The sequence below is a fragment of the Pseudonocardia hierapolitana genome (genome assembly GCF_007994075.1).
GTDB lineage: Bacteria > Actinomycetota > Actinomycetes > Mycobacteriales > Pseudonocardiaceae > Pseudonocardia > Pseudonocardia hierapolitana.
The window spans coordinates 5,690,400-5,709,189 of record NZ_VIWU01000001.1 but is presented as its reverse complement, the minus strand read 5'-3'; the positions used below and the strand labels follow the sequence as shown (position 1 = coordinate 5,709,189).

At 72.2% G+C, this 18,790-nt stretch carries 17 protein-coding genes; 5 read left to right on the top strand and 12 right to left on the bottom strand.

Annotated elements, in window-relative coordinates; genetic code table 11:
- Positions 1–7 precede the first annotated feature (7 nt).
- Positions 8–556, top strand: coding sequence for a UGSC family (seleno)protein (locus FHX44_RS44280; RefSeq protein ID WP_425469156.1), 549 nt, complete (start codon positions 8–10; stop codon positions 554–556).
- The gene (locus FHX44_RS27165; protein ID WP_212612659.1) at positions 553–1,662 is read left to right on the top strand and encodes a hypothetical protein; all 1,110 of its coding nucleotides are present in this window, start codon (positions 553–555) and stop codon (positions 1,660–1,662) included. Before FHX44_RS44280 ends, FHX44_RS27165 begins: the two co-directional genes overlap by 4 nt.
- On the opposite strand, the gene FHX44_RS27160 is transcribed toward FHX44_RS27165, so the two are convergent.
- The 9 genes from FHX44_RS27160 to FHX44_RS27120 all read right to left on the bottom strand — a co-directional run bounded on the left by FHX44_RS27160 (position 1,646) and on the right by FHX44_RS27120 (position 12,405).
- Positions 1,646–2,944 carry an aspartate aminotransferase family protein gene (locus FHX44_RS27160; RefSeq protein ID WP_147258397.1) on the bottom strand — a complete coding sequence of 433 codons (1,299 nt, stop codon included), beginning with the start codon at positions 2,942–2,944 and terminating at the stop codon, positions 1,646–1,648. The two genes, FHX44_RS27165 and FHX44_RS27160, sit on opposite strands and share 17 nt — an antisense overlap.
- A gap of 25 nt (positions 2,945–2,969) precedes the next feature.
- Positions 2,970–3,872, bottom strand: coding sequence for a universal stress protein (locus FHX44_RS27155; protein ID WP_147258396.1), 903 nt, complete (start codon positions 3,870–3,872; stop codon positions 2,970–2,972).
- An 85-nt stretch (positions 3,873–3,957) separates the two neighbouring features.
- Positions 3,958–6,717, bottom strand: coding sequence for a helix-turn-helix transcriptional regulator (locus FHX44_RS27150; RefSeq protein WP_147258395.1), 2,760 nt, complete (start codon positions 6,715–6,717; stop codon positions 3,958–3,960).
- Positions 6,718–6,904: 187 nt separating this feature from the next.
- The gene (locus FHX44_RS27145; RefSeq protein WP_212612658.1) at positions 6,905–8,524 is read right to left on the bottom strand and encodes a peroxidase family protein; all 1,620 of its coding nucleotides are present in this window, start codon (positions 8,522–8,524) and stop codon (positions 6,905–6,907) included.
- Positions 8,502–9,458: an alpha/beta fold hydrolase gene (locus FHX44_RS27140; protein WP_147258394.1), complete on the bottom strand. Its 957-nt coding sequence runs from the start codon at positions 9,456–9,458 to the stop codon at positions 8,502–8,504. The genes FHX44_RS27145 and FHX44_RS27140 overlap by 23 nt, the downstream gene beginning before the upstream one ends.
- The gene (locus FHX44_RS27135) at positions 9,455–10,174 is read right to left on the bottom strand and encodes an alpha/beta fold hydrolase (RefSeq protein ID WP_147258393.1); all 720 of its coding nucleotides are present in this window, start codon (positions 10,172–10,174) and stop codon (positions 9,455–9,457) included. Before FHX44_RS27135 ends, FHX44_RS27140 begins: the two co-directional genes overlap by 4 nt.
- A 27-nt stretch (positions 10,175–10,201) precedes the next feature.
- Positions 10,202–11,152 (bottom strand): alpha/beta hydrolase, encoded by a 951-nt coding sequence (locus tag FHX44_RS27130; RefSeq protein ID WP_147258392.1) that lies wholly within the window; start codon positions 11,150–11,152, stop codon positions 10,202–10,204.
- Positions 11,149–11,595: a cupin domain-containing protein gene (locus FHX44_RS27125; protein ID WP_147258391.1), complete on the bottom strand. Its 447-nt coding sequence runs from the start codon at positions 11,593–11,595 to the stop codon at positions 11,149–11,151. Before FHX44_RS27125 ends, FHX44_RS27130 begins: the two co-directional genes overlap by 4 nt.
- 63 nt (positions 11,596–11,658) lie before the next feature.
- On the bottom strand, positions 11,659–12,405 hold the full coding sequence (locus tag FHX44_RS27120) for an SDR family oxidoreductase (RefSeq protein WP_147258390.1): 747 nt from the start codon (positions 12,403–12,405) through the stop codon (positions 11,659–11,661).
- Between the two features lie 162 nt (positions 12,406–12,567).
- On the opposite strand from FHX44_RS27120, the gene FHX44_RS27115 reads away from it, so the two are divergent.
- A complete protein-coding gene (locus FHX44_RS27115) occupies positions 12,568–15,246 on the top strand; it encodes a cation-translocating P-type ATPase (protein WP_147258389.1) in 2,679 nt (892 codons plus the stop codon).
- On the opposite strand, the gene FHX44_RS27110 is transcribed toward FHX44_RS27115, so the two are convergent.
- The 3 genes from FHX44_RS27110 to FHX44_RS27100 all read right to left on the bottom strand — a co-directional run bounded on the left by FHX44_RS27110 (position 15,236) and on the right by FHX44_RS27100 (position 16,370).
- Complete coding sequence (locus FHX44_RS27110; protein WP_212613136.1) at positions 15,236–15,520, bottom strand: Rossmann-fold NAD(P)-binding domain-containing protein; 285 nt, start codon at positions 15,518–15,520, stop codon at positions 15,236–15,238. The genes FHX44_RS27115 and FHX44_RS27110 overlap by 11 nt on opposite strands.
- On the bottom strand, positions 15,454–15,633 hold the full coding sequence (locus FHX44_RS27105; protein WP_246170607.1) for an arginine deiminase family protein: 180 nt from the start codon (positions 15,631–15,633) through the stop codon (positions 15,454–15,456). Before FHX44_RS27105 ends, FHX44_RS27110 begins: the two co-directional genes overlap by 67 nt.
- 176 nt (positions 15,634–15,809) lie before the next feature.
- Positions 15,810–16,370, bottom strand: coding sequence for a YceI family protein (locus FHX44_RS27100; protein ID WP_147258386.1), 561 nt, complete (start codon positions 16,368–16,370; stop codon positions 15,810–15,812).
- A 187-nt stretch (positions 16,371–16,557) separates the two neighbouring features.
- On the opposite strand from FHX44_RS27100, the gene FHX44_RS27095 reads away from it, so the two are divergent.
- Both FHX44_RS27095 and FHX44_RS27090 read left to right on the top strand, forming a co-directional pair.
- Positions 16,558–17,568, top strand: a complete 1,011-nt coding sequence (locus FHX44_RS27095) for a patatin-like phospholipase family protein (RefSeq protein ID WP_147258385.1) — start codon at positions 16,558–16,560, stop codon at positions 17,566–17,568.
- Positions 17,565–18,788 (top strand): macrolide family glycosyltransferase, encoded by a 1,224-nt coding sequence (locus FHX44_RS27090; protein ID WP_147258384.1) that lies wholly within the window; start codon positions 17,565–17,567, stop codon positions 18,786–18,788. The genes FHX44_RS27095 and FHX44_RS27090 overlap by 4 nt, the downstream gene beginning before the upstream one ends.
- The last annotated feature ends 2 nt before the right edge of the window (positions 18,789–18,790 follow it).

The window sequence follows — 18,790 nt, the reverse complement described above, 5'->3', positions numbered from 1 at the left end:
CTCGGAGGTGGCCGTGACCGACTGGGCGAGCGTGTTCCTGGACCCGACGGGCGCGGTGGAAGGTATCGAGGACCGCTCCCTCTCCCCGCGGCTCACCACCCTGCACGGGGCGACCCTCGGCCTGCTGGACAACGGCAAGCCGAACGCGGCCCTGCTGCTCGAGGAGGTCGGCAGGCAGCTCGGCGAGCGGTTCCGGCTGCAGGACGTGAAGGTGTTCACCAAGGGCTACTTCGGCACGCCCGTGGAGCAGACCCAGGTCGAGCGCATCGTCGCCACCTGCAACTTCGCCGTCACGGCGGTCGGTGATTGAGGCTCGTGCAGCGCGGCCAGTCTGGCCGACGGGATCCTGCTGGAGCGTGCCGGCATTCCGGCCGTCAGCATCTGCACCGAACCGTTCCGCCTCGCCGCTGACGCGATGGCGCGCTCGTACGGCTTCCCCGGCTTTCCGTACGTCGTGACGGAGCACCCGGTGGCGAGCCTCTCGCGGGACGAGGTGCGCGAGCGCGTGAGCGCGATGCTCCCGCGCATCCTCGCGCAACTGGGGGTCGAGGCATGACGGTCGAGGACACCCGCGCGATCGCGGACGCCATCGTGGACGCGATCGAGTACTGCTACGACCAGGAGTGGAGCGACGGGCTCCCGGTGGTCCCGTGCACCGCGGAGCGGCTCGACGCGTTCCTCGCGCAGACCGACCGCACGCCGGACGAGGTCCTGCTGGCCATGCCGCAGATCGGCCGCGAGTGCACGGTGCGGCTGGCGGCGCTGAACGCGGCGATGGCCGGCTGCCGCCCGGAGTACTTCCCGGTGGTCCTCGCGGCTTGGGACTCGCTGCGCGCCGAGGGGTACGCCGGGCGGGGCATCTGGCAGAGCACCACGGGCACCGCGCCGCTGCTCCTGGTGAACGGGCCGGTACGCGGGGAGCTCGGCATCAACTGCCGGGGCAACGTGTTCGGCTCGGGTTTCCGCGCGAACGCCACGATCGGTCGGGCGATCCGGCTCGCGGCGCTCAACGCGTTGGGGCTCCGCCCGCACGCGCTCGACCAGGCCACCCAAGGCACCCCGGCGAAGTACACCTGCTGCATCGGGGAGAACCAGGAGGAGAGCCCGTGGCCGGCGTTCCACGAGGAGTTCGGGTTCTCCCCTGACGAGAGCACCGTCACCGCGATGACGATCCGCGCGGTCGCCCACATCGAGGCGCGGCACACCTCCGAGGCGCCGCAGCTGCTACGTGACCTGGCCGGGACGATCGCCCGCACCGGCGCGATGCTGCACCGCACGACCTCCTCCTGCCTCGTGCTCAGCCCGGAGCACGCCCACCTGCTGGCCGGGCAGGGCTTCGACAAGCCGGCCATCCGCCGGTTCGTGTTCGAGGAGGCCGTCCTGCGCCGCGAGGACCTCGACCGGGTCGGCAAGACCGCGGTCTCCCGCACCACGTCGTGGCGGCTGCCCGCCGATCACCCCGAGGCGGTGCCCGACGAGGGCATCGACCCCACCACCGGGTCCTTCCACGTGCTCACTTCGCCCGACGCGGTGCAGGTCGTGGTGGCCGGCGCGTCGAACTCCGGGGTGTCGGCGGTGGTCGACGCCTTCGGCCCGCGGGGCGACCGGCCCCCGCTCGTCCCGGTGTCGCGCGCCGGCCTCGGCCCTACCGGGACGAGCTGACGGCCTCGAGCGCGGCGTCGAGGATGTCGATGCCGGCGTGGAGCTCCTCGTCGCTCGCCGTGAGCGGCGGGGCGATCCGGAAGATCCCGCCCATGCCCGGCAGCTGGACGATGTTGACGTGCAGCCCCCGGTCGAGGCAGGCCGCGGTGACGGCCTGGCCGAGCGCGTCGGCGGGGGCCTTGCTCTCCTTGTCGGTCACGAGCTCGATGCCCTGCAGGAGCCCACGGCCGCGGACGTCGCCGACGACCTCGTGGTCGGCGCGCAGCCGCAGCAGCCGCTCCGTGAGCTGCTCGCCCAGCTTGGCGGCACGTTCGACGAGGTTGTCCCGCTCGATGACGTCGAGGACGGTCAGCGCGACCGTCGCCGCGAGGGGATCGGAGACGTGGGTGGTGAAGAAGAGGAAGCCGCGGTCCCGGCAGACCTGCTCGATCTCGCCGCTCGTCACCACCGCCGCGACCGGCAGGCCCGCGCCGAGCGTCTTGGACAGGGTGAGGATGTCGGGGACGACCCCGTCGCGCTCGAACGCGTACATGTGACCGGTTCGCCCGAGACCGGTCTGCGCCTCGTCGAGGACGAGCAGCATGCCGCGCTCGGCGCACATCTCCTTCAGGCGGGCGAGGTAGCCGGGCGGCAGTTCGATGACCCCGCCCGACGACAGGATCGGCTCGACGAGACACGCGGCCAGAGCCCCGGTCGACTGCTGGTCGACCAGCGCGAACCCGTACTCGAGCTCGGCCTCCCAGTCGTAGGAACCATCCGGCCTGCGGAACGGCGACCGGTAGGCGTTGGGGGTCGGCAGCGTGAAGTTCCCCGGCAGGGTCGGGCCGTACCCCCGGCGCCCGGCGGAGAAGGTCGCCGCCGCGGCTCCGGACGTCATCCCGTGCCATGACCGGTCGAACGAGACGATCTCGTACCTGCCGGTGTACAGCTTCGCCATCTTGACGGCGGCCTCGTTGGACTCCGCACCGGTCGTCAGCAGCAGCGTCTTGGTCAGGGGGTCGGGCAACGTCGCCGACAGCCTTCTGGCCAGGTCGACGACCGGGCGGCTCAGCATCCCGCTGAACAGGTGGTCCAGCGAGGCGACCGACCGGGAGACCGCTCGGACGACATCGGGGTGCGAGTGCCCCAGCACCGCGCTCATCTGGCCGGAGGTGAAGTCAAGGATGGCCGCCCCGTCACTGTCGTAGACGTAGGAGCCTGCCGCGCGTTCGATGATGCGCGGCGTGAAGGTCGGTCCGTACCGGACAAGGTGGCGTTCGACGTCGTCCCAGAAGGCGTCCACACCCCGTCATACCGCAGGCGGGGCGTCACCGCCCAGCGGCACTCCGCTCGGACCGGACGACCGCGACCGGGCACGGTGAGTGGTGCAGCACCGCGTGACTGACCGACCCGAGCACGAGGCCCGCCGCACTGCCCCTCCCGTGCGAGCCGACGACCACGAGCTGAGCGCCATCGGCGCTCGCCTGCTCGATCAACGCGTGCGCGGGCCGGTCCTGTACGACCACCCGGCGCACCTCGACATCGGGGTACTTCCCTCCCCACCCCGCCAAGCGCTCGGCGAGCACGCGATGCTCGTCCGCCTCGATGGCGTCCCAATCCAGCAGCGGCGCCACGGCGGCCTCGAGCACGCTGTCGGTCCAGGCGTGCACCGCCACAAGGGGCACCTCGCGCCGCGCTGCCGTCTCGAAGGCGAAGCCCAACGCCATGTCGCTGATCTCCGAGCCGTCGACGCCGACCACGACCGGGCCCGCCTCGGACGACCGTTCACCACGAACGACCACGACCGGGCACGCCGCCCCCGCGGCCAGCCCGATGGCCACCGAACCGACGAGCAGGGACGTGAACCCGCCGAGCCCGCGATCACCGAGGACGACCAGGCCCGCCCGGCGCGACGCGGCGAGCAGCAGCGGCACCGGGAAGCCGTCGACGACACGCTCGGAGATCTCGACGCCGGGAGCGGCCTCCGCTGCGGCCGCTGCGGCCGCCGAGACCTCCTCGCGGGTGCGCTCCAACATCGTCTCGCGGTAGCGAACACCGAGTCCCCCGCTGTGGAGGTGCCTCGTCTCGAGCCAGCCGAATGCGCTGATCAAGCGCAGGCCGGTCCGGCGACGCGCGGCTTCGCGCGCCGCCCAGCGGGCGGCCTCGAGCGCCGAAGGCGACCCGTCGATGCCGACGACGACCGGCAGCCCTCGCTCTCGCGCTTCCTCCATCGCACGCTCCTGTCCGCTCCGGGACCGATTCGTTTCGGCGCCCCAGTGTGGACAAGACGGAGCGCCATTGCGTGACAACCTACGATCAGGCGCGGGTCAGCGCTCCGCGTAGCTTGTTGCGCGAGCTGACGTCGAGCTTGGTGAACACCTTGCGCAGGTGCCATTCGACGGTGCGGGGGCTGATGAACAGTTCGGCGCCGATCTCGGAGTTCGTCATCCCCTCGCCGGCGAGGCGGGCGATCTGGGCCTCCTGCGCGGTGAGGACCTCACGCACGTCGGCCGAGCGTCGACGGACCGTCTCACCGGTGGCCTGGAGTTCACGACGAGCGCGCTCGGCGAACGCCCCGGCGCCGAAACCGCTCAACATCTCGTGGGCGGTCCGGAGTTGCGCACGCGCGTCGACGCGCCGGTTCTCCCGGCGCAGCCATTCGCCGTACACCAGATGAGCACGGGCGAGGTGGACGTTGACGCGGGTGCGTTCGAGGCGCTCGATCGCCTCGCGGTACAGCGAGTCCGCGGACCGGCCGTCGCTCAGCAGCGCGGCCGACCGGGCTCGTACGCCGAGGGCCCAGTCCGTTCCGCTGGCGTCGGTTCGCTCCTCGAGTCGTCGCATGGCAGCACCGGCCACCTCGGGGGCATCACCTCGAACACCGGCCTCGACGAGCTCGACGAGTGTGAACCCGGAGACCCCCAGATCCTCGAACTCGCACCCCCGTTTCGCGCTGGCCAGGGCCTCCTGGTATCGACCGAGACCGTTGTACAGCACCGCCCGCACGTACTCGACCCCACCGATGGCTCGTCCCTCGCCCCAGGAGATCCCGTCCTGGGCATCGGACTGGAACGGCACCGAAGCCGCCGATGCCTCGCCGCGCCAGGCGACGAGCGACAGCTTGGAGTACCCCATGGGTGCGTGGCCGGTGGCCTCCGTGAGCGCGTCGCACTCCTCGATCAGCTCCGAGGCCGCAGCAAACTCTCCGGCGTGCAGGTGCACGGCAGCACGGTGGGTCAGGGCCAGGGGGAGGACGTTGAGCGCCCCGGCCTCGCGAGCCAGCCGGACCGCGCGCGTGGTCAGCTCGTACGACGTCTCGTCGTCCCACATGTCGCCCGCGACGAACCACGCCAGCCAGTACCAGCGTATGAAGTCGTCCTCGTCGGGTCGGGAATCCTGCCGGAACGCCTGCAGCGCCCGCTTCAGAAGCGGCGCACCCGCGACGTGGCCCTCGGTGAACCGCGCCACCAGCCCGTCCAGGAGCACGTCGATCGGCCGTGGCGGCCGCGAGGCCGGCGGCGCTGCCCTGGCGGCCTCGGCCACCTCCCGCAGCCCGTTCTGACCGAGCAGGCGACCGGCGAAGACCGCGGCACCCAACGACTCGAGGTAGGCCTCCCTGGCCTGTCCGTCGCCGAGTCGTTCGAGTTGGTCGGCCGCATCGACCAGGAACGGCACCGCGTCGCGGCCGCGCCGGCGGGTGAACACTATTCGGGCACGGAGTCGGGCCAGCCGCGCGCGCTGCAGCTCGCCGACGGGACCCAGCTCCGCTGCGGCGAGCAGCTCGGAGGCTGCGTCGGAGGATCCTGCCTCGAAGCTGGCGTGCGCTGCGGCCAGCGCACGTGCGACGCGGTTGACCGGATCGGGCGTCAGCTCGGTCGAGCGTTTCAGGAACACGGCCGCGGCGGCGATTCCGCCCCTGGCCTGCGCCCGGTCGGCCGAGCGCTCCAGCTCGCCTGCCACCGACTCGTCGGGTTCCACCACCCCATGTGCCCGATGCCATGCTCGGCGATCCGGATCGGACTCGGGATCGGTCGCGGCGGCCAACGCGCGATGGACGGCCTGGCGGTCGTCGGCGCTCGCCGCGCGGTACGCGGCCGAGCGCACCAGCGGATGGTGGAACCGCACCCGCACCCCGAGCTCGATCAGCCCCGCCGCCTCGGCCGCGGCCGCTGCGTCCGGCTCAATGCCGAGCCGCTCGGCCACCCGCCGCAACAACGACACGTCCCCCAGCGGCTCGGCGGCCGCGGACAGCAGCAGCCGTTGCGTCGCGATCGGGAGCGCCTCGATACGCCGCAGGAAACTCTGCTCGATCTGGCCGGCGAGCGGCCGCGCGTCGGGACGCCCGAACCCACCGGCCAGCTCCGCCGCCGTCAACCCCCGTGGCAGCTCCAGAAGGGCCAGCGGGTTGCCGCGGGTCTCGGCGACGATCCGATCCCTGACCCGCTCGTCGATCCGCCCGGGGACCGCCGACTCCAGAAGCGCACGGGCGTCACCGTCGCGCAGGCCCGTGACCACGAGCTCCGGCAGCCCCACCAACGGGTCGGCCGGGGCGAACACCGGCTCGCGCACCGCGAACACCAGCGCCGCCCGCTCCGCGAGCAGCCGACGCGCGACGAAGGCCAGCGTCTGCGCGGAGACCTGATCGAGCCACTGCGCGTCGTCGATCACGCAGACGAGGGGCTGTTCCTCCGCCACCTCGGCCAGCAGGCTCAGCACCGCCAACCCGACCATGAACCGGTCCGGCGCGCTGCCCGTGCTCAGCCCGAACGCGACGGACAATGCGTCCCGTTGCGGGCCGGGAAGGCGATCGAGATGCGCCATCATCGGCACGCACAGCTGGTGCAGCCCGGCGAACGGCAGCTCCATCTCGGACTCGACGCCGACGGCGCGCGCGATCCGGCACCCCGCCGCGCTCCCCACCAGGTAGTCCACCAACGCGGACTTGCCGACCCCCGCCTCACCGCGCAGGACCAGTACCCGGCTCCGACCGGCCCTGACGTTCGCCACGAGCCGACCGAGCGCCTCGCACTCGCTACGCCTGCCAAGCAACCTGCGCCGGACAGCGCCGCTCGACATCAACCACCACCGCGCAGGTCAAGGAGGCCCGGCTCCGATCAGCGCGGGTGATCCCATGATGCCCTGCGCGCGAGCGCGGCAGCCAGTGTCGGGGTGTGACGTGGTGCGCGGCACCCATCGCTCGGACATGAGCGCCCCTCCGGCGCGCGGACGGCCGTGTTCGGCCGGGAATGCACCGGCCTGGCAATCATGGGCCGGCGGCGCCGCCCGCTCGGTCGCGCGTGGCACCGAGGGTGAGCAGATCCGCCAGGCCGAAGTCCGGTCCGTCGGCGGGGAGGATCGGCTCCCAGTCCGGTTCGAGGCTCAGGTAGCTCGCCGGGTCGGCGCGCAGCAGCCCGATCAGGACCTCCGCCACGATCCGGCCGCCCACCGGGCCGAGCCGGTCACCGCCGCCGCGGTGCTCGGCCTCCTTGAGGATGTAGAACCACAGCGGGGTGCCGTGCGGCCACGCCTGATCCAGCTCGTCCGCCGTCAGCGGCGAGACGTTCATGACCTGCGCGACCGCCTCCCCGCTTGGCAGCGCGGTGGTCTCGCCGCGCAGCAGGTCGCGGACCGCGAGTGAACGGTAGGCGGCGGTGTCGACCGCGCCCGTGACCTGCTCCGGAAGGCCGATCAGGCTGGTCGCGAGCCGGCCGTCGAGACGTTTGGCGCGCTGCGCGGGCGGGCGTCCCGGCAGATCGAAGACCTGCGCGAGATCCAGGCGACGATCGGCGGGTTGCGGGCCGAACCCGACGAGGTCGGGGAAGAGCGGCACCAGCGGACCGCCGTTGACGAGCCGGTAGGTGTGCCGGATCTGGCCGTGGCCGTAGCGGAAAGCCGCGTCGGCGAACTCCAGCGGGATGTAGGCCTGCCCGGGCGCGGGCGTGAACCACCGGCTGCCCTCGGCGAGCACGCGCTCGACGAGGCTCGCCCCGACGAGACGGGGCAGGAAGTCATGGACCACGACCCACTGGTAGTGCCAGGTGAGGATGATCCGTGCCCGCTCGAAGACCTCGGCCTCGGGCACCCCGTTCTCGCGCAGCAGGTCGACGGTGCGGTTGTGCGCCTGCAGCAGGGCGACGTGCAGGGCCAGCGCGAACAGGTGCACGTCGTTGCGGGGATCGCCGATCAGGGCGACGCCCTGGTGGTTGCGCGGCGCGTCGGCGCCATCCGGTCCGAGCAGGAACTTCGCCGGGTCGGCGATGTCGAACAGGTACGGCGACCCGACCGGGCCGTCGGAATAGAGCATCTCCAGGTTGAGCTTCGGGGCGCGGGCGTTGCGCAGCGCATCAGGCGCGACGTCGCCTTCGATGGGCGAGCGATCGGCGGTGATGTCGTGGGCGATCAGCTGGCCGAAGAACGGCCACCCCGCGGCCTCGGAGGCGTCGTCGTCGCCGGGACCCAGCCCGCCCAGCACCGCGGCGGCGTCGCAGATCCCGCCGTTGCCGCCCGCGCGCATCAGCAGCTGTGGGTCGGTGCCCAGCGGGTTCAGGTCCGGGAACATCCGCCCGTAGCGCGCAGCCCCGGTGGGCCGGTCCACGGCCCGTACCAGGCTCAGGCAGTGGCCACGGGCGGCCACGTGGATGCCGTGGGCGGATGCCGGGGCGGCGCTGGGCCGGGAGCCGTTCTCCATGGCCTTCACCGCGCCGAGAAGGCTGCGGAGTCCGATCTCTTCGCGCTGGACATCCGCCGGATCGAACATCCACTCGTCGATCGGGAGACCGCCCGCCTCGTCGTCCGGCTCGCTGGCCTCCGCCCGGCGGAGTTCTGCCGCGACGTCCTGCTCCAGCGAGTTCAGGAAGGCGTCATCGCCGGTCGGGGTGCTCATCTTCGCTCCATGCGTGACGTAGGTGGATCACCTCTCGGACGGCGTCGGCGAAGTCCTTCGGGGCTTCCTGGGGCAGGTTGTGCCCCGCCCCGGTGACCTGGAGGTGCAGTCGAGGGCCGGTGAAATGCGCTGCTGACGGGCTGCCGTCGGTGGCGGGGAAGTTCCCGTCGGCGAGGCCGTCAAGGGTGACGGCCGGGACCGTGATCACCGGCATAGCGGCGAGTCGTCGTTCGATCTCGGCGTAGGCCGGGGCGCCGGGGGCGTATCCGAGGCGGTGGCGATAGGAGTGGATGACCACATCGACGTAGTCGGGGTTGGTGAAGGCCTCGGCAGCCCGGTCGAGCGTGGCGTCGTCGAACGGCCACGCGGGCGAGTTGCGCCGCCAGATCACCTCGGCGACGCCGCGGGGGTCGGCGGCGAGCCCGGCCCTGCCGCGTTCGGTGAGGAAGTAGTAGAAGTACCAGAACCCGGCTTCCAGATCGGGCCGGATCGGCGTCATCGCCGCGGCGATGTCCTGGATCAGGTAGCTGTTGACGGACACGAGCCCGGTACAGCGCTCGGGCCAGAGCGCGGCCACCACGCAGGCCGCGCGGGCTCCCCAGTCGTAGCCGGCGAGGACGGCGCGGCGGATGCCGAGCGCGTCCAGCAGGGCCACGACGTCGGCGCCCAGCGCGGCCTGCTGGCCGCTTCGTGGCGTTGCGGGATCGAGGAACCGGGTGGCTCCGTGCCCGCGGAGGTGGGGGACGATCACGCGGAAACCCTCGGCGGCGAGCGCGGGCGCGACGTCGACGTAGCTGTGGATGTCGTAGGGGAAACCATGCAGGAGGAGCACGACCTCCCCGTCGGCAGGGCCATCCTCGTGGTAGGCCACGTCGAGCACTCCGGCGTGGACGCGCCGCACCGGTTCGAGCCGCTGACCGTCCCCCGCGCTCACCCGGCCGCCCCGACCGCGTCGAGGATGGTCGCCGTCACCTGGTCGGGTGCCCCGACGCTGATGGCGTGCGATGCGCCCGCGACCTCGCGAGTGCCCTTCGACCCCGCGCGATCGGCCATGAACCGCAGCGCCTCTGCGGGGATGTTGCGGTCCTGGTCGCCGAACACGAACCACGACGGCAGCTGCCGCCACGCCGGTACGTCCGTGGGCAGGCCTTCGGCCAGCGCCGCCTCCGTGACCGGGCGCTGGGTCACCGCCATCAGCGCGGCCTCTTCCGCCGTCCCGTCGGCGACGAACTGATGGTGGAACGCGTCCGGCCGGATCCGGAACTCGTTGCCCCCGCCCGCGACCGGGGAGGGCACGATGGCCTCGCCGAGCGTGCTGCCGGGGAACCGGCTCGCCAGCTGGAGCGCGCTCTCGCCGCGGTCGGGGGCGAACGCGGCGGCGTAGACGAGCGCCCTGACGGCGTCGTTGCCCGCCGCCGCCTCGGTGATCACCATGCCGCCGTAGGAGTGACCGGCGAGCACGACCGGCGTGCCGATGCCGGTGATGACGTCGCGCAGGTAGGCGGCGTCACCGGAGACGCTGCGCAGCGGGTTGGCCACCGCGACGACGTCCACCGACTCCGCGCGGAGCCTGGCGATCACCGGGTTCCAGCTCGCGGACTCGGCGAAGGCTCCGTGGATCAGGAGCACGGTGAGGTTCTGTGCGGACATGTCCATCTCCCTGAGGTCGATTGCGGTTCAGCCGGTGCCGAGCGCCCCGCGCAGGACGCGGATGGCCTGCTCGATGGCGGCCGTCGCGGCGCGGGTCCCGTGCACGGGGTTGAGCATCATGAAGTCGTGGAGCGTGCCGTTGTAGCGGACGCTCGTCGTGGGCACGCCCGCCTGCGTGAGGCGGCGGGCGTAGGCCTCACCCTCGTCGCGGAGGACGTCGTTCTCGTCCACCGCGACGAACGCTGGGGGCAGGCCCGCGAGCTCCTCGAGGCTCGCCCGCAGCGGTGACGCGGTGATCTCCGCCCGCTGGGCGGGGTCGGTCGTGTAGGCGTCCCAGAACCAGGCCATCCCCTTCGCGGTCAGGTACGGGCCGTCCGCGAACTCCCGGTAGCTCGCCGTGTCCTGCGCGGCGTCGGTGACCGGGTAGTACAGCGACTGGTGCACGAACGTGACGTCGCCCCGCTGCTTCGCCATGATCGTGAGGGCCGCGCTCATGTTCCCGCCGACGGAGTCACCGGCGATGGCGAGCCGCGACGCGTCGAGTCCCTCTGACCGGCCGTACTCGGTGATCCACCGGGCGGTCGCGTAACCCTGCTCGATGGCGAGCGGGTAGCGGGCCTCCGGCGAGCGGTCGTACTCGACGAACACGACCGCGGCGTTCGCGCCCACGGCGAGCTCGCGCACGAGCCGATCGTGGGTGCCGGCGTTGCCGAGGACCCACCCCCCACCGTGCATGTAGAGGACGGTCGGCAGAACCCCCGTCGCCCCGACCGGCTTGACGATGCGGACCGTCACCGGACCGACGTCGGCCGGCACGGCGATCCACTTCTCGGCGACGTCGAGCTTCTCGACAGGGGCGGCCTGGATGTCGTCGAGGACCTTCCGGGCGCCCTCCACGTCGAGCTCGTACAGGAACGGCGGCGTGGCGGTGGCGTCCGCGATCTCCTGCGCCGCCGGTTCGAGGACGGGTTCGCTCATGATCGGCTTCCGGACGGGCGAGGAGCGCGACGAGGGCGGCGTTCCTCGAGCTCCTCGGCGCTCACCGGGACGAGCATCGGCTGGCCGGGGACGCAGAACATGGTCACGACGAACCGGGTCTGCGCGTCCGCGAGGTTGTTGCCGTCCTGGTAGTGGATGAGGTCGCCGCCGGGCTCCCAGAAGGTCTCCCCGGCGCGCACCACGCGCTCGGGATCACCCTCCAACTCGAAGATCATCTGGCCCTCGAGCACGTACCCGAAGGCCGGACCGGAGTGCCGGTGCGGCGGGCTGCCGGTGCTCCCCGGCGGCAGGGTGACGACGATGGTCATCGCCTCGGACTGATCCGGCATCGGCGGGGTCGGCACCGAGCCGGCGACCGTGAACTGCGGCGGGGGCGTCGTCCGGTTCGGGTCGTCGATGTGGTGCGAGTGGTCGACGGTCATGACTGCTCCAAGAGGATTCGAGGTGGGGTGCCAGGCGGCCGCTCGGTCGCGCGGCGCGTGCCGTCACTTCTGCTGGGCGAGCCAGGTGCCGAGGGTGATCTCCCCGAGCTGGGCGTCCGGGCCGGGGAGCAGCGTCCGCTCGCCGATCAGCGCGCCGGAGTAACGCGCCTTCTCGTCGGTGACGACCTCGCGCGGGTCGTTCCTCGCCGCGAGGGCCTTGCGCACCAGCTCGTCCAGCCGGAACTGCTCGGGGCCGCCGATCTCGCGGATCCCGTTCAGCGGCTCCCCCACCGCGACCCGGCCGACCCCGGCGGCGACGTCGTCGGACGCCATCGGCTGGAACAGGGCAGGCGGCAGGAGGACCTTGCCGTCGACCGTGCTCAGGTCCGCAATACCCCGGACGAACTCGAAGAACTGCGTGGCGTGCACGATCGAGTACGGCCGGTCCGCCTCGCGGATCAGCCTCTCCTGCTCGATCTTCGCGCGGAAGTAGCCCGACTCCGACAGCCGGTCCGTACCGACCACCGACAGCGCCACGTAGTGCCCGACCCCCGCCTTCGCCGAGTACCCCAGCAGGTTCGTGGTCGAGGTCCGGAAGAACTCCATCACCGCGTCGTCGGCGAAAGACGGCGAGTTCGACACGTCCACCACGACCGCCGCGCCGTCGAGCACCTCGGCGAGCCCCTCGCCCGTCAGCGTGTTCACGCCGGTGTTCGGGGCCGCCGGCACCGCCTCGTGCCCGTGCTCGCCCAGCTTGGCCACCAGCTTCGACCCGATCAGCCCGGTCCCACCGATCACAACAACCTTCACGACGCGTCCCTTCGTTCGACCAACGCCCGCTCTCGTACGGAGCGGGGTCGGAAGCAAGGACAAGGCGGCCCACCGATCCGTGACGGCAGGCGGTGTCACGGATCGGACCTCCGTCCGGTCCTCACTGAGGCGAGCCGTCGGGACGATTCGAGGGATGGCGAGATGGCGCTCTCAGAGCCGCACGCAGTGGACGAGCGCGAGAGCCGGTCCGCGGGCTGGCACGCCTCGTCCGGCGAGGACGTCCTCGCCCGCCTGTCGAGCGATCGGCGAGGGCTGAGCGCCCACGAGGCTGCGCGCCGGATGGGCGAACACGGTCCGAACCGGCTCACCCGCCGGCAGGGCCCCTCGGCCTGGGCCGTGCTGGCGCGGCAGTTCGCCAGCCCGCTGATCTACGCGCTGCTGATCTCGGCCGCCGTGGCCTTCGCGTTCGGGGACCTGGCGGACGGCGCCGTGGTGCTCGGTGTCGTGGTGCTGAACGCGCTGATCGGATTCGTGCAGGAGTACCGGGCGGGTAGGGCGATCCAGGCACTCGCCCAGTTGGTGGCGGAGCCGGCGACGGTGCTGCGCGACGAGCGCTGGACGCAGGTGGATGCCGCGGACCTCGTTCCCGGGGACGTCGTGTCGATCGAGGCGGGTGGCCGGGTCGTGGCCGACCTGAGGATCCTGCAGGCGAACGGCCTTCGCGTCGACGAGTCCACGCTCACCGGCGAGTCGGTGCCGGTGGACAAGTCGGCCGACCCGGTCGGTCCGGCCGCGGAACTCGCCGAACGGCGGTCGATGCTGCACGGGGGCACTCTTGTGACGACCGGCTCGGCCGTTGCCGCCGTGGTCGAGACCGGGGATCGGACGGAGCTGGGACGGATCTCCGGCCTGCTCGGTGGCATCGAACAGACCCAGACCCCGCTGACCCTCGGCATCGCCCGGCTCGGATCGACGATCACCAAGATCATCGGCGTGGTGGCGGTGGTCCTGCTCGGAGTCGCGCTGCTGCGGGGGTTCCCGGCCGCCGACGCCGCCATGGCCGCGATCACGCTGGCCGTCGCGGCGATCCCGGAAGGACTGCCTGCCATCGTGACGATCGCACTGGCCGTCGGGGTGCAGCGGATGGCCGGCAGGCGGGCGGTGGTCCGCGAGCTGCCCGCGGTCGAGACCTTGGGATCCACGTCCGTGGTCTGCACGGACAAGACCGGCACGCTGACCCGCAACGAGATGACGGTCCGCCGCGCGTGGACGCCCCACGGCGGCGAGGCGGAGTTCGACGGCGTCGGATACGAGGCCACCGGGCGGATCGTGGCCGGTGGCGGGCTCGCCGGTCCACTGCGGAACCTGCTGATCGGGGCCGCGCTGGCGAACGAGGCTCGGCTCGACGGTTCCGGCGATCGGCGGACCGTGCTGGGCGACCCGACCGACGGCGCGCTGCTCGTCGCCGCCGAACGGGGCGGCGTCGAACTCGACGAGCTGTTCCGGAACCACCCGCCGCGTGCGGTGCTGCCGTTCGACTCCGGCCGCAAGTACATGGCCAGCGCCCCCGCATGGAGCGCCGACGGGGTCACCTATTTCAAGGGCGCACCGGAGGTCCTGCTCGCACACGTCGACCCCGTCGAGGCCGACGTGGCACGCACCGTCCTCGATGCCTACACGGCCGACGGCATGCGGGTTCTCGCGCTCTGCCTCCGATACGGCCCGGAGGGCGATGCGGTGGTTCTCGACGGCCGCAGGCTCGAACTGCTCGGCCTCGTCGCGTTGATCGACCCGCTACGGCCCGAGGTGGTGGACGCTGTGGAGGCGTGCCATCGCGCAAGCGTGAGCGTCAAGATGATCACTGGCGACCACGCCGCGACCGCGGCTGCGATCGGCCGTGAGCTCGGCATTGGGCACGGTTCGCCGATGACCGGCGCCGAGATCGCGGAGCTCTCCGCGGACGAGCTGCGGCACCGGGTCCGGACCACCGACGTCTTCGCGCGCGTGGCACCCGAGCACAAGCTCGCGCTCGTACGGGCGCTCCAGGCAGGGGGCGCGGTGACGGCGATGACCGGTGACGGCGTCAACGACGCGCCTGCGCTGCGTCAGGCCGACATCGGGGTGGCGATGGGGCGCGCCGGTACCGCGGCGGCGAAGGAAGCCGCCGACATCGTCCTCGGTGACGACAACTTCGCGACGATCCGGGCAGCCATCGAGGAGGGGCGCCGGGTCTACGACAACCTGGTCAAGGCACTGGCATTCGTGCTGCCGACCAACGTCGGCGAGGCGCTGATCATCCTGGTGGCGGTGCTGGCGTTCCCGGTGGTCGGAGGCTCCCCCGTCCTGCCGATCGAGCCCGTGCAGATCCTGTGGATCAACCTGGTGGCGACGGTGTCACTCGCGCTTCCCATCGCATTCGAGGCGCAGGAGCCCGACTCGATGCGCAAGCCACCTCGCGATCGGAACGAGCCGGTGCTGTCGCGCTTCGTCGTGGTCCGCACGGTCTACGTCGGCGCGCTCATGGCGGCGGTCGCGATCGCGCTGTTCCTGGTGGCCGGGCCGGGTGCTGAGGTCGCACAGGCCCAGACGCTCGCGGTGACGTCGGTGGCCTTCTTCCAGATCTTCTACCTGCTCATGTGCCGGACCCTGACCGCACCGGTGCGCAGCGTCGGCTGGACCTCGAACCGGTACGTCTTCGCCGGCATCGCGGCGCTGCTGGTGCTCCAGGCCTCGGTCGTGCACCTGCCGTTCCTGCAGGCGGTCTTCCACACCGAGGACCTGACGGTCCCGCAGTGGGCGCTCGCGGCAGCGTCGGGTGCGGTGGTGGTACCCGTGGTCGCGGTGGAGAAGTGGTGGCGGCGAAGGGCACTCACGCCGTGATCGCAGTGCCGGCCGTGCCGGCGAGCATGGCCCCGGTGGCCAGGAGCGACCGCGCCACGTTGCTCCGGCCGTCGCCGAGGAAGCAGTAGCTGATCGCCTCGACCTCGCCGGGCTGGTGCTCGCGCATCGTGAGGACGTCGGCGAGCATCTGGGTCGGGTGCCACTCGTCGGTGAGCCCGTTCCACACCGGCACGCCGGCATGGCGGCTCAGCTCCTCGACGGTGCTCTGGCCGAACCCGCGGAACTCGATCCCGTCGAACAGCGCGCCGAGCACCCGCGGTCGTATCCGAGGACCACACCGGGTGCGATCGCGAGGAAGTTGTCGGCGTCGTTCCACTGCTCGCGCTCGGCTTCGCGCCTGCCCTCGACGGCCTTGAGGATGCGCACGTCGTCGACCTCGAGCGCCTCAGCCAGCGCGGCGGCGAGTGGGTGGGGTAACCCGGGTCAGGTGGATCGCCGCACTCTTTCCGGTCCGGCGCGATTCTGCGGTGGGTTGCATGTCTTCCTCGTCGTGTTGTGCTCGAAGGAAAAGCCCGCGGCGTTCCGCCAGCCGATCGTCGCGGTCATTCCTGGCGCAGCACTGCCTCGATCTCGATGGCGATCTGCACCTTGTCGCTGACGACGACGCCGCTGCCGTCGAGCGGCATCTTGATGTCAACGCCGAAATCGTTGCGATCGATCGTGATCGAAGCGGAGAATCCGATGCGGGTGCCGCCGCCTGCGTCCGGTCCGATGCCGCCCACCTCCACGGCCAGCGGCACCGACCGGGTCACTCCCTTGATCGTGAGCTCCCCGTCCACCACGAGGTCGTCGCCGTCGGCGCGCACGCCCGTCGAGCGGAACGTCCAGGTGGGGTACCTCTCGACGTCGAAGAAGTCGGCCGAGCGGAGGTGCCGGTCGCGTTGGCCGTTACCGGTGTCGATCGAGGCCGCGTCGATCGACGCGGTGACGGACGAGCCGGTCAGGTTCTCGCCGGTGACGATCTCCCCGGAGAAGGTGCCGAACCGGCCTCGCACCTTGCTCACCATCATGTGGCGCACCGTGAAGGAGACGTCGGAGTGAACGGGGTCGATGTCCCAGGTACCCGCGAGGTAACCGGGAATTGCGGTCGTGGCCGTGGTCATCTGATCTCCCAGGGTTTCGGACGTCTCAGCGAGGACCGGGAGGCCGCTCGATCCGTGACATCGGTACCGGCAATTCCTCGGTCCTTTTCCACGCGCAGCGCGGGACCGGGCGGCGGTGTCACGGATCGGGCCGCCGCCCGGTCCTCGTTGGGGAACGCACCCGGCGCCGTGGCGAGGAAGGTGGACCATGAGGTTCGGCGAGTGGCCGTCCTGCGAGACGCGCCCGACCACGACGGGCGGCAACGGGACGAGCCCACCGTTGTCGGGCCGGACGGCCGTGGGCCCGGAGCCGGCGGGCCTGGGCGCCCTTCCCCGTCCCGTCGCGGCGGTGGTGGGTGGCGGCGGTGTGTTCGGCGCGGCGCAGGTCGGCGCCGGATACGCGCTGGAGCAGCGCGGATTCGTCCCGGATCTGATCTTCGGCACCTCGGTCGGCGCCCTCAACGGGGCGATCGTGGCCGCGCACCCCGGCACCGCCGCGTCATGGCTGGACCACGTGTGGACCAGGCTGCGCCGACGTGACGTGTTCCCGCTCGGCTACCCGTCCTCCCGCGTCAGCGTCTTCGCCGATCACGGCCTGCGCCGGCTGATCGCCCGTGCCGGGCTGCCGTCGCGGATCGAGGAGCTTGCGATCCCGTTCAGCGCGATCGCCATGGACCTGGTCACCGGGGCTCAGGTGTTGCTCGACCACGGTGATCTCGAGTCGGCGCTGCTGGCCAGCGCCGCCATTCCCGGCGTCCTGCCCCCGGTGCTCCGCGCCGGCCGGATGCTCGTCGACGGCGGGGTGATCGCCTTCGTCCCGGTGCGCGCAGCCCACCAGGCCGGAGCGGCCAGCGTCGTGGTGCTGCCGACCGGGCCGGCGAGCTGGCCGCTGCGCCCGACCATCCCGCGCAGGCGGGCCGGTGCGATCGCCGCCCGGGCCGGGCTGCTGATGTGGCACCACCAGATCGAGCGCGACCTGCACGAGGTGTCCGAGCACATCCCGACCGTCGTCCTGCCGACCGGCATCGAGGCCTGGCCCTCCCCGTGGGACTTCGGCCACTCCGGGCGGTTGATCAGCACCGCGTCCGCCGCGGCTGCGCGCTTCCTCGACCGGTTGCGGATCAGCGGGCCCGGCCTGTACCGGGCGGAGCACCCCCCGGCGGCATCGGCAGGTCCGGCCGGGGCGGCGACTCCCTCCCTGTCGGGGGCGGACCGATGAGCACCATCGCGTTCCTCAACATCGGCATGCACGGGCGCGTCAACCCGACGCTGCCGGTCGTGGCCGAGCTCGTGCGGCGCGGCCACTCCGTCACCTACCACACCACGCCCGCCTTCCGGGAGGAGATCGAGGCCACCGGCGCGACCGTGCACCTCTATCCCGGGGGTGACCAGCCGCTCCCCGACCCGCCGACGCCGGTCACGCTGGTGGAGGGGCTCGCGCTCACGACGGTCCGCGTGCTGCCCACCGTGCTCTCCGAATTGCGTCGCATCCGGCCCGACCTGATCGTCCACGACAACGCATGCCCGTGGGGCGCGGTCGCCGCCCGCGAGCTCGGGGTGCCGGCGGCGTCGTCGTTCACCACGTTCGCGTTCGACCGGCACGTGCCCAGCCCCACCCGCGCCTCGCGGGACCTGCTCGTCGAGGCGGCGGCTCGCCGCCGCAGCCTCCTCGGCTACCTGCGGTCGCGCTGGGAGCTGCGCCGCCGCTTCGACACGCGCGGGTTGCCGCTGATCGACCTCGGGAACATCCGCCAGCCGCTCAACCTGGTCTACACCTCACGGGCCTTGCAGCCCGCCGTCGAGTACTTCGACCAGTCCTACCGGTTCGTCGGCCCGAGCATCGGCTCCCGCCCGGCCGACCCGTCGTTCCCGCTCGATCGGCTGCGGGACCCCGTGCTGTACGCCTCGCTGGGCACGGTCTTCAACGCCGACCCGCAGCTGTTGCGCGGCTTCGCCGCCGCGCTCGCCCCGCTGGGCGGCACCGTGGTCGTCTCCACCGGGCAGACCGATCCCGCCGCGCTGGGGCCGTTGCCCGCGCGCGTGCTCGCCCGCCGCTCCGTGCCGCAACCGGAGGTGCTGGCCCGCGCGGCGCTGTTCGTCACCCACGGCGGGATGAACAGCGTCAACGAGGCCACGTACGCCGGCGTTCCGATGCTGGTGGTCCCGCAGGGCGCTGACCAGCCGCTGGTGGCCCGTCGGGTGGTCGAGCTCGGCGCCGGCCTGTCGATCGGCACCCGTGATGCGGCCGTGGACAGCGTGCACGCCCTCGCGCGGCGCCTGCTCGACGACCCCCGCTACCGGGCGGGCGCAGCCGACCTGCAGGTCGCCCAGCGCCGGGCGGGCGGCTACCGGCGCGCCGCCGACGAGATCGAGCGCTACCTGCACCCGGCCGGTCCGGTCGGCCGGACGACCCCTGCCGATCCGCTACGACAGCGCTGACC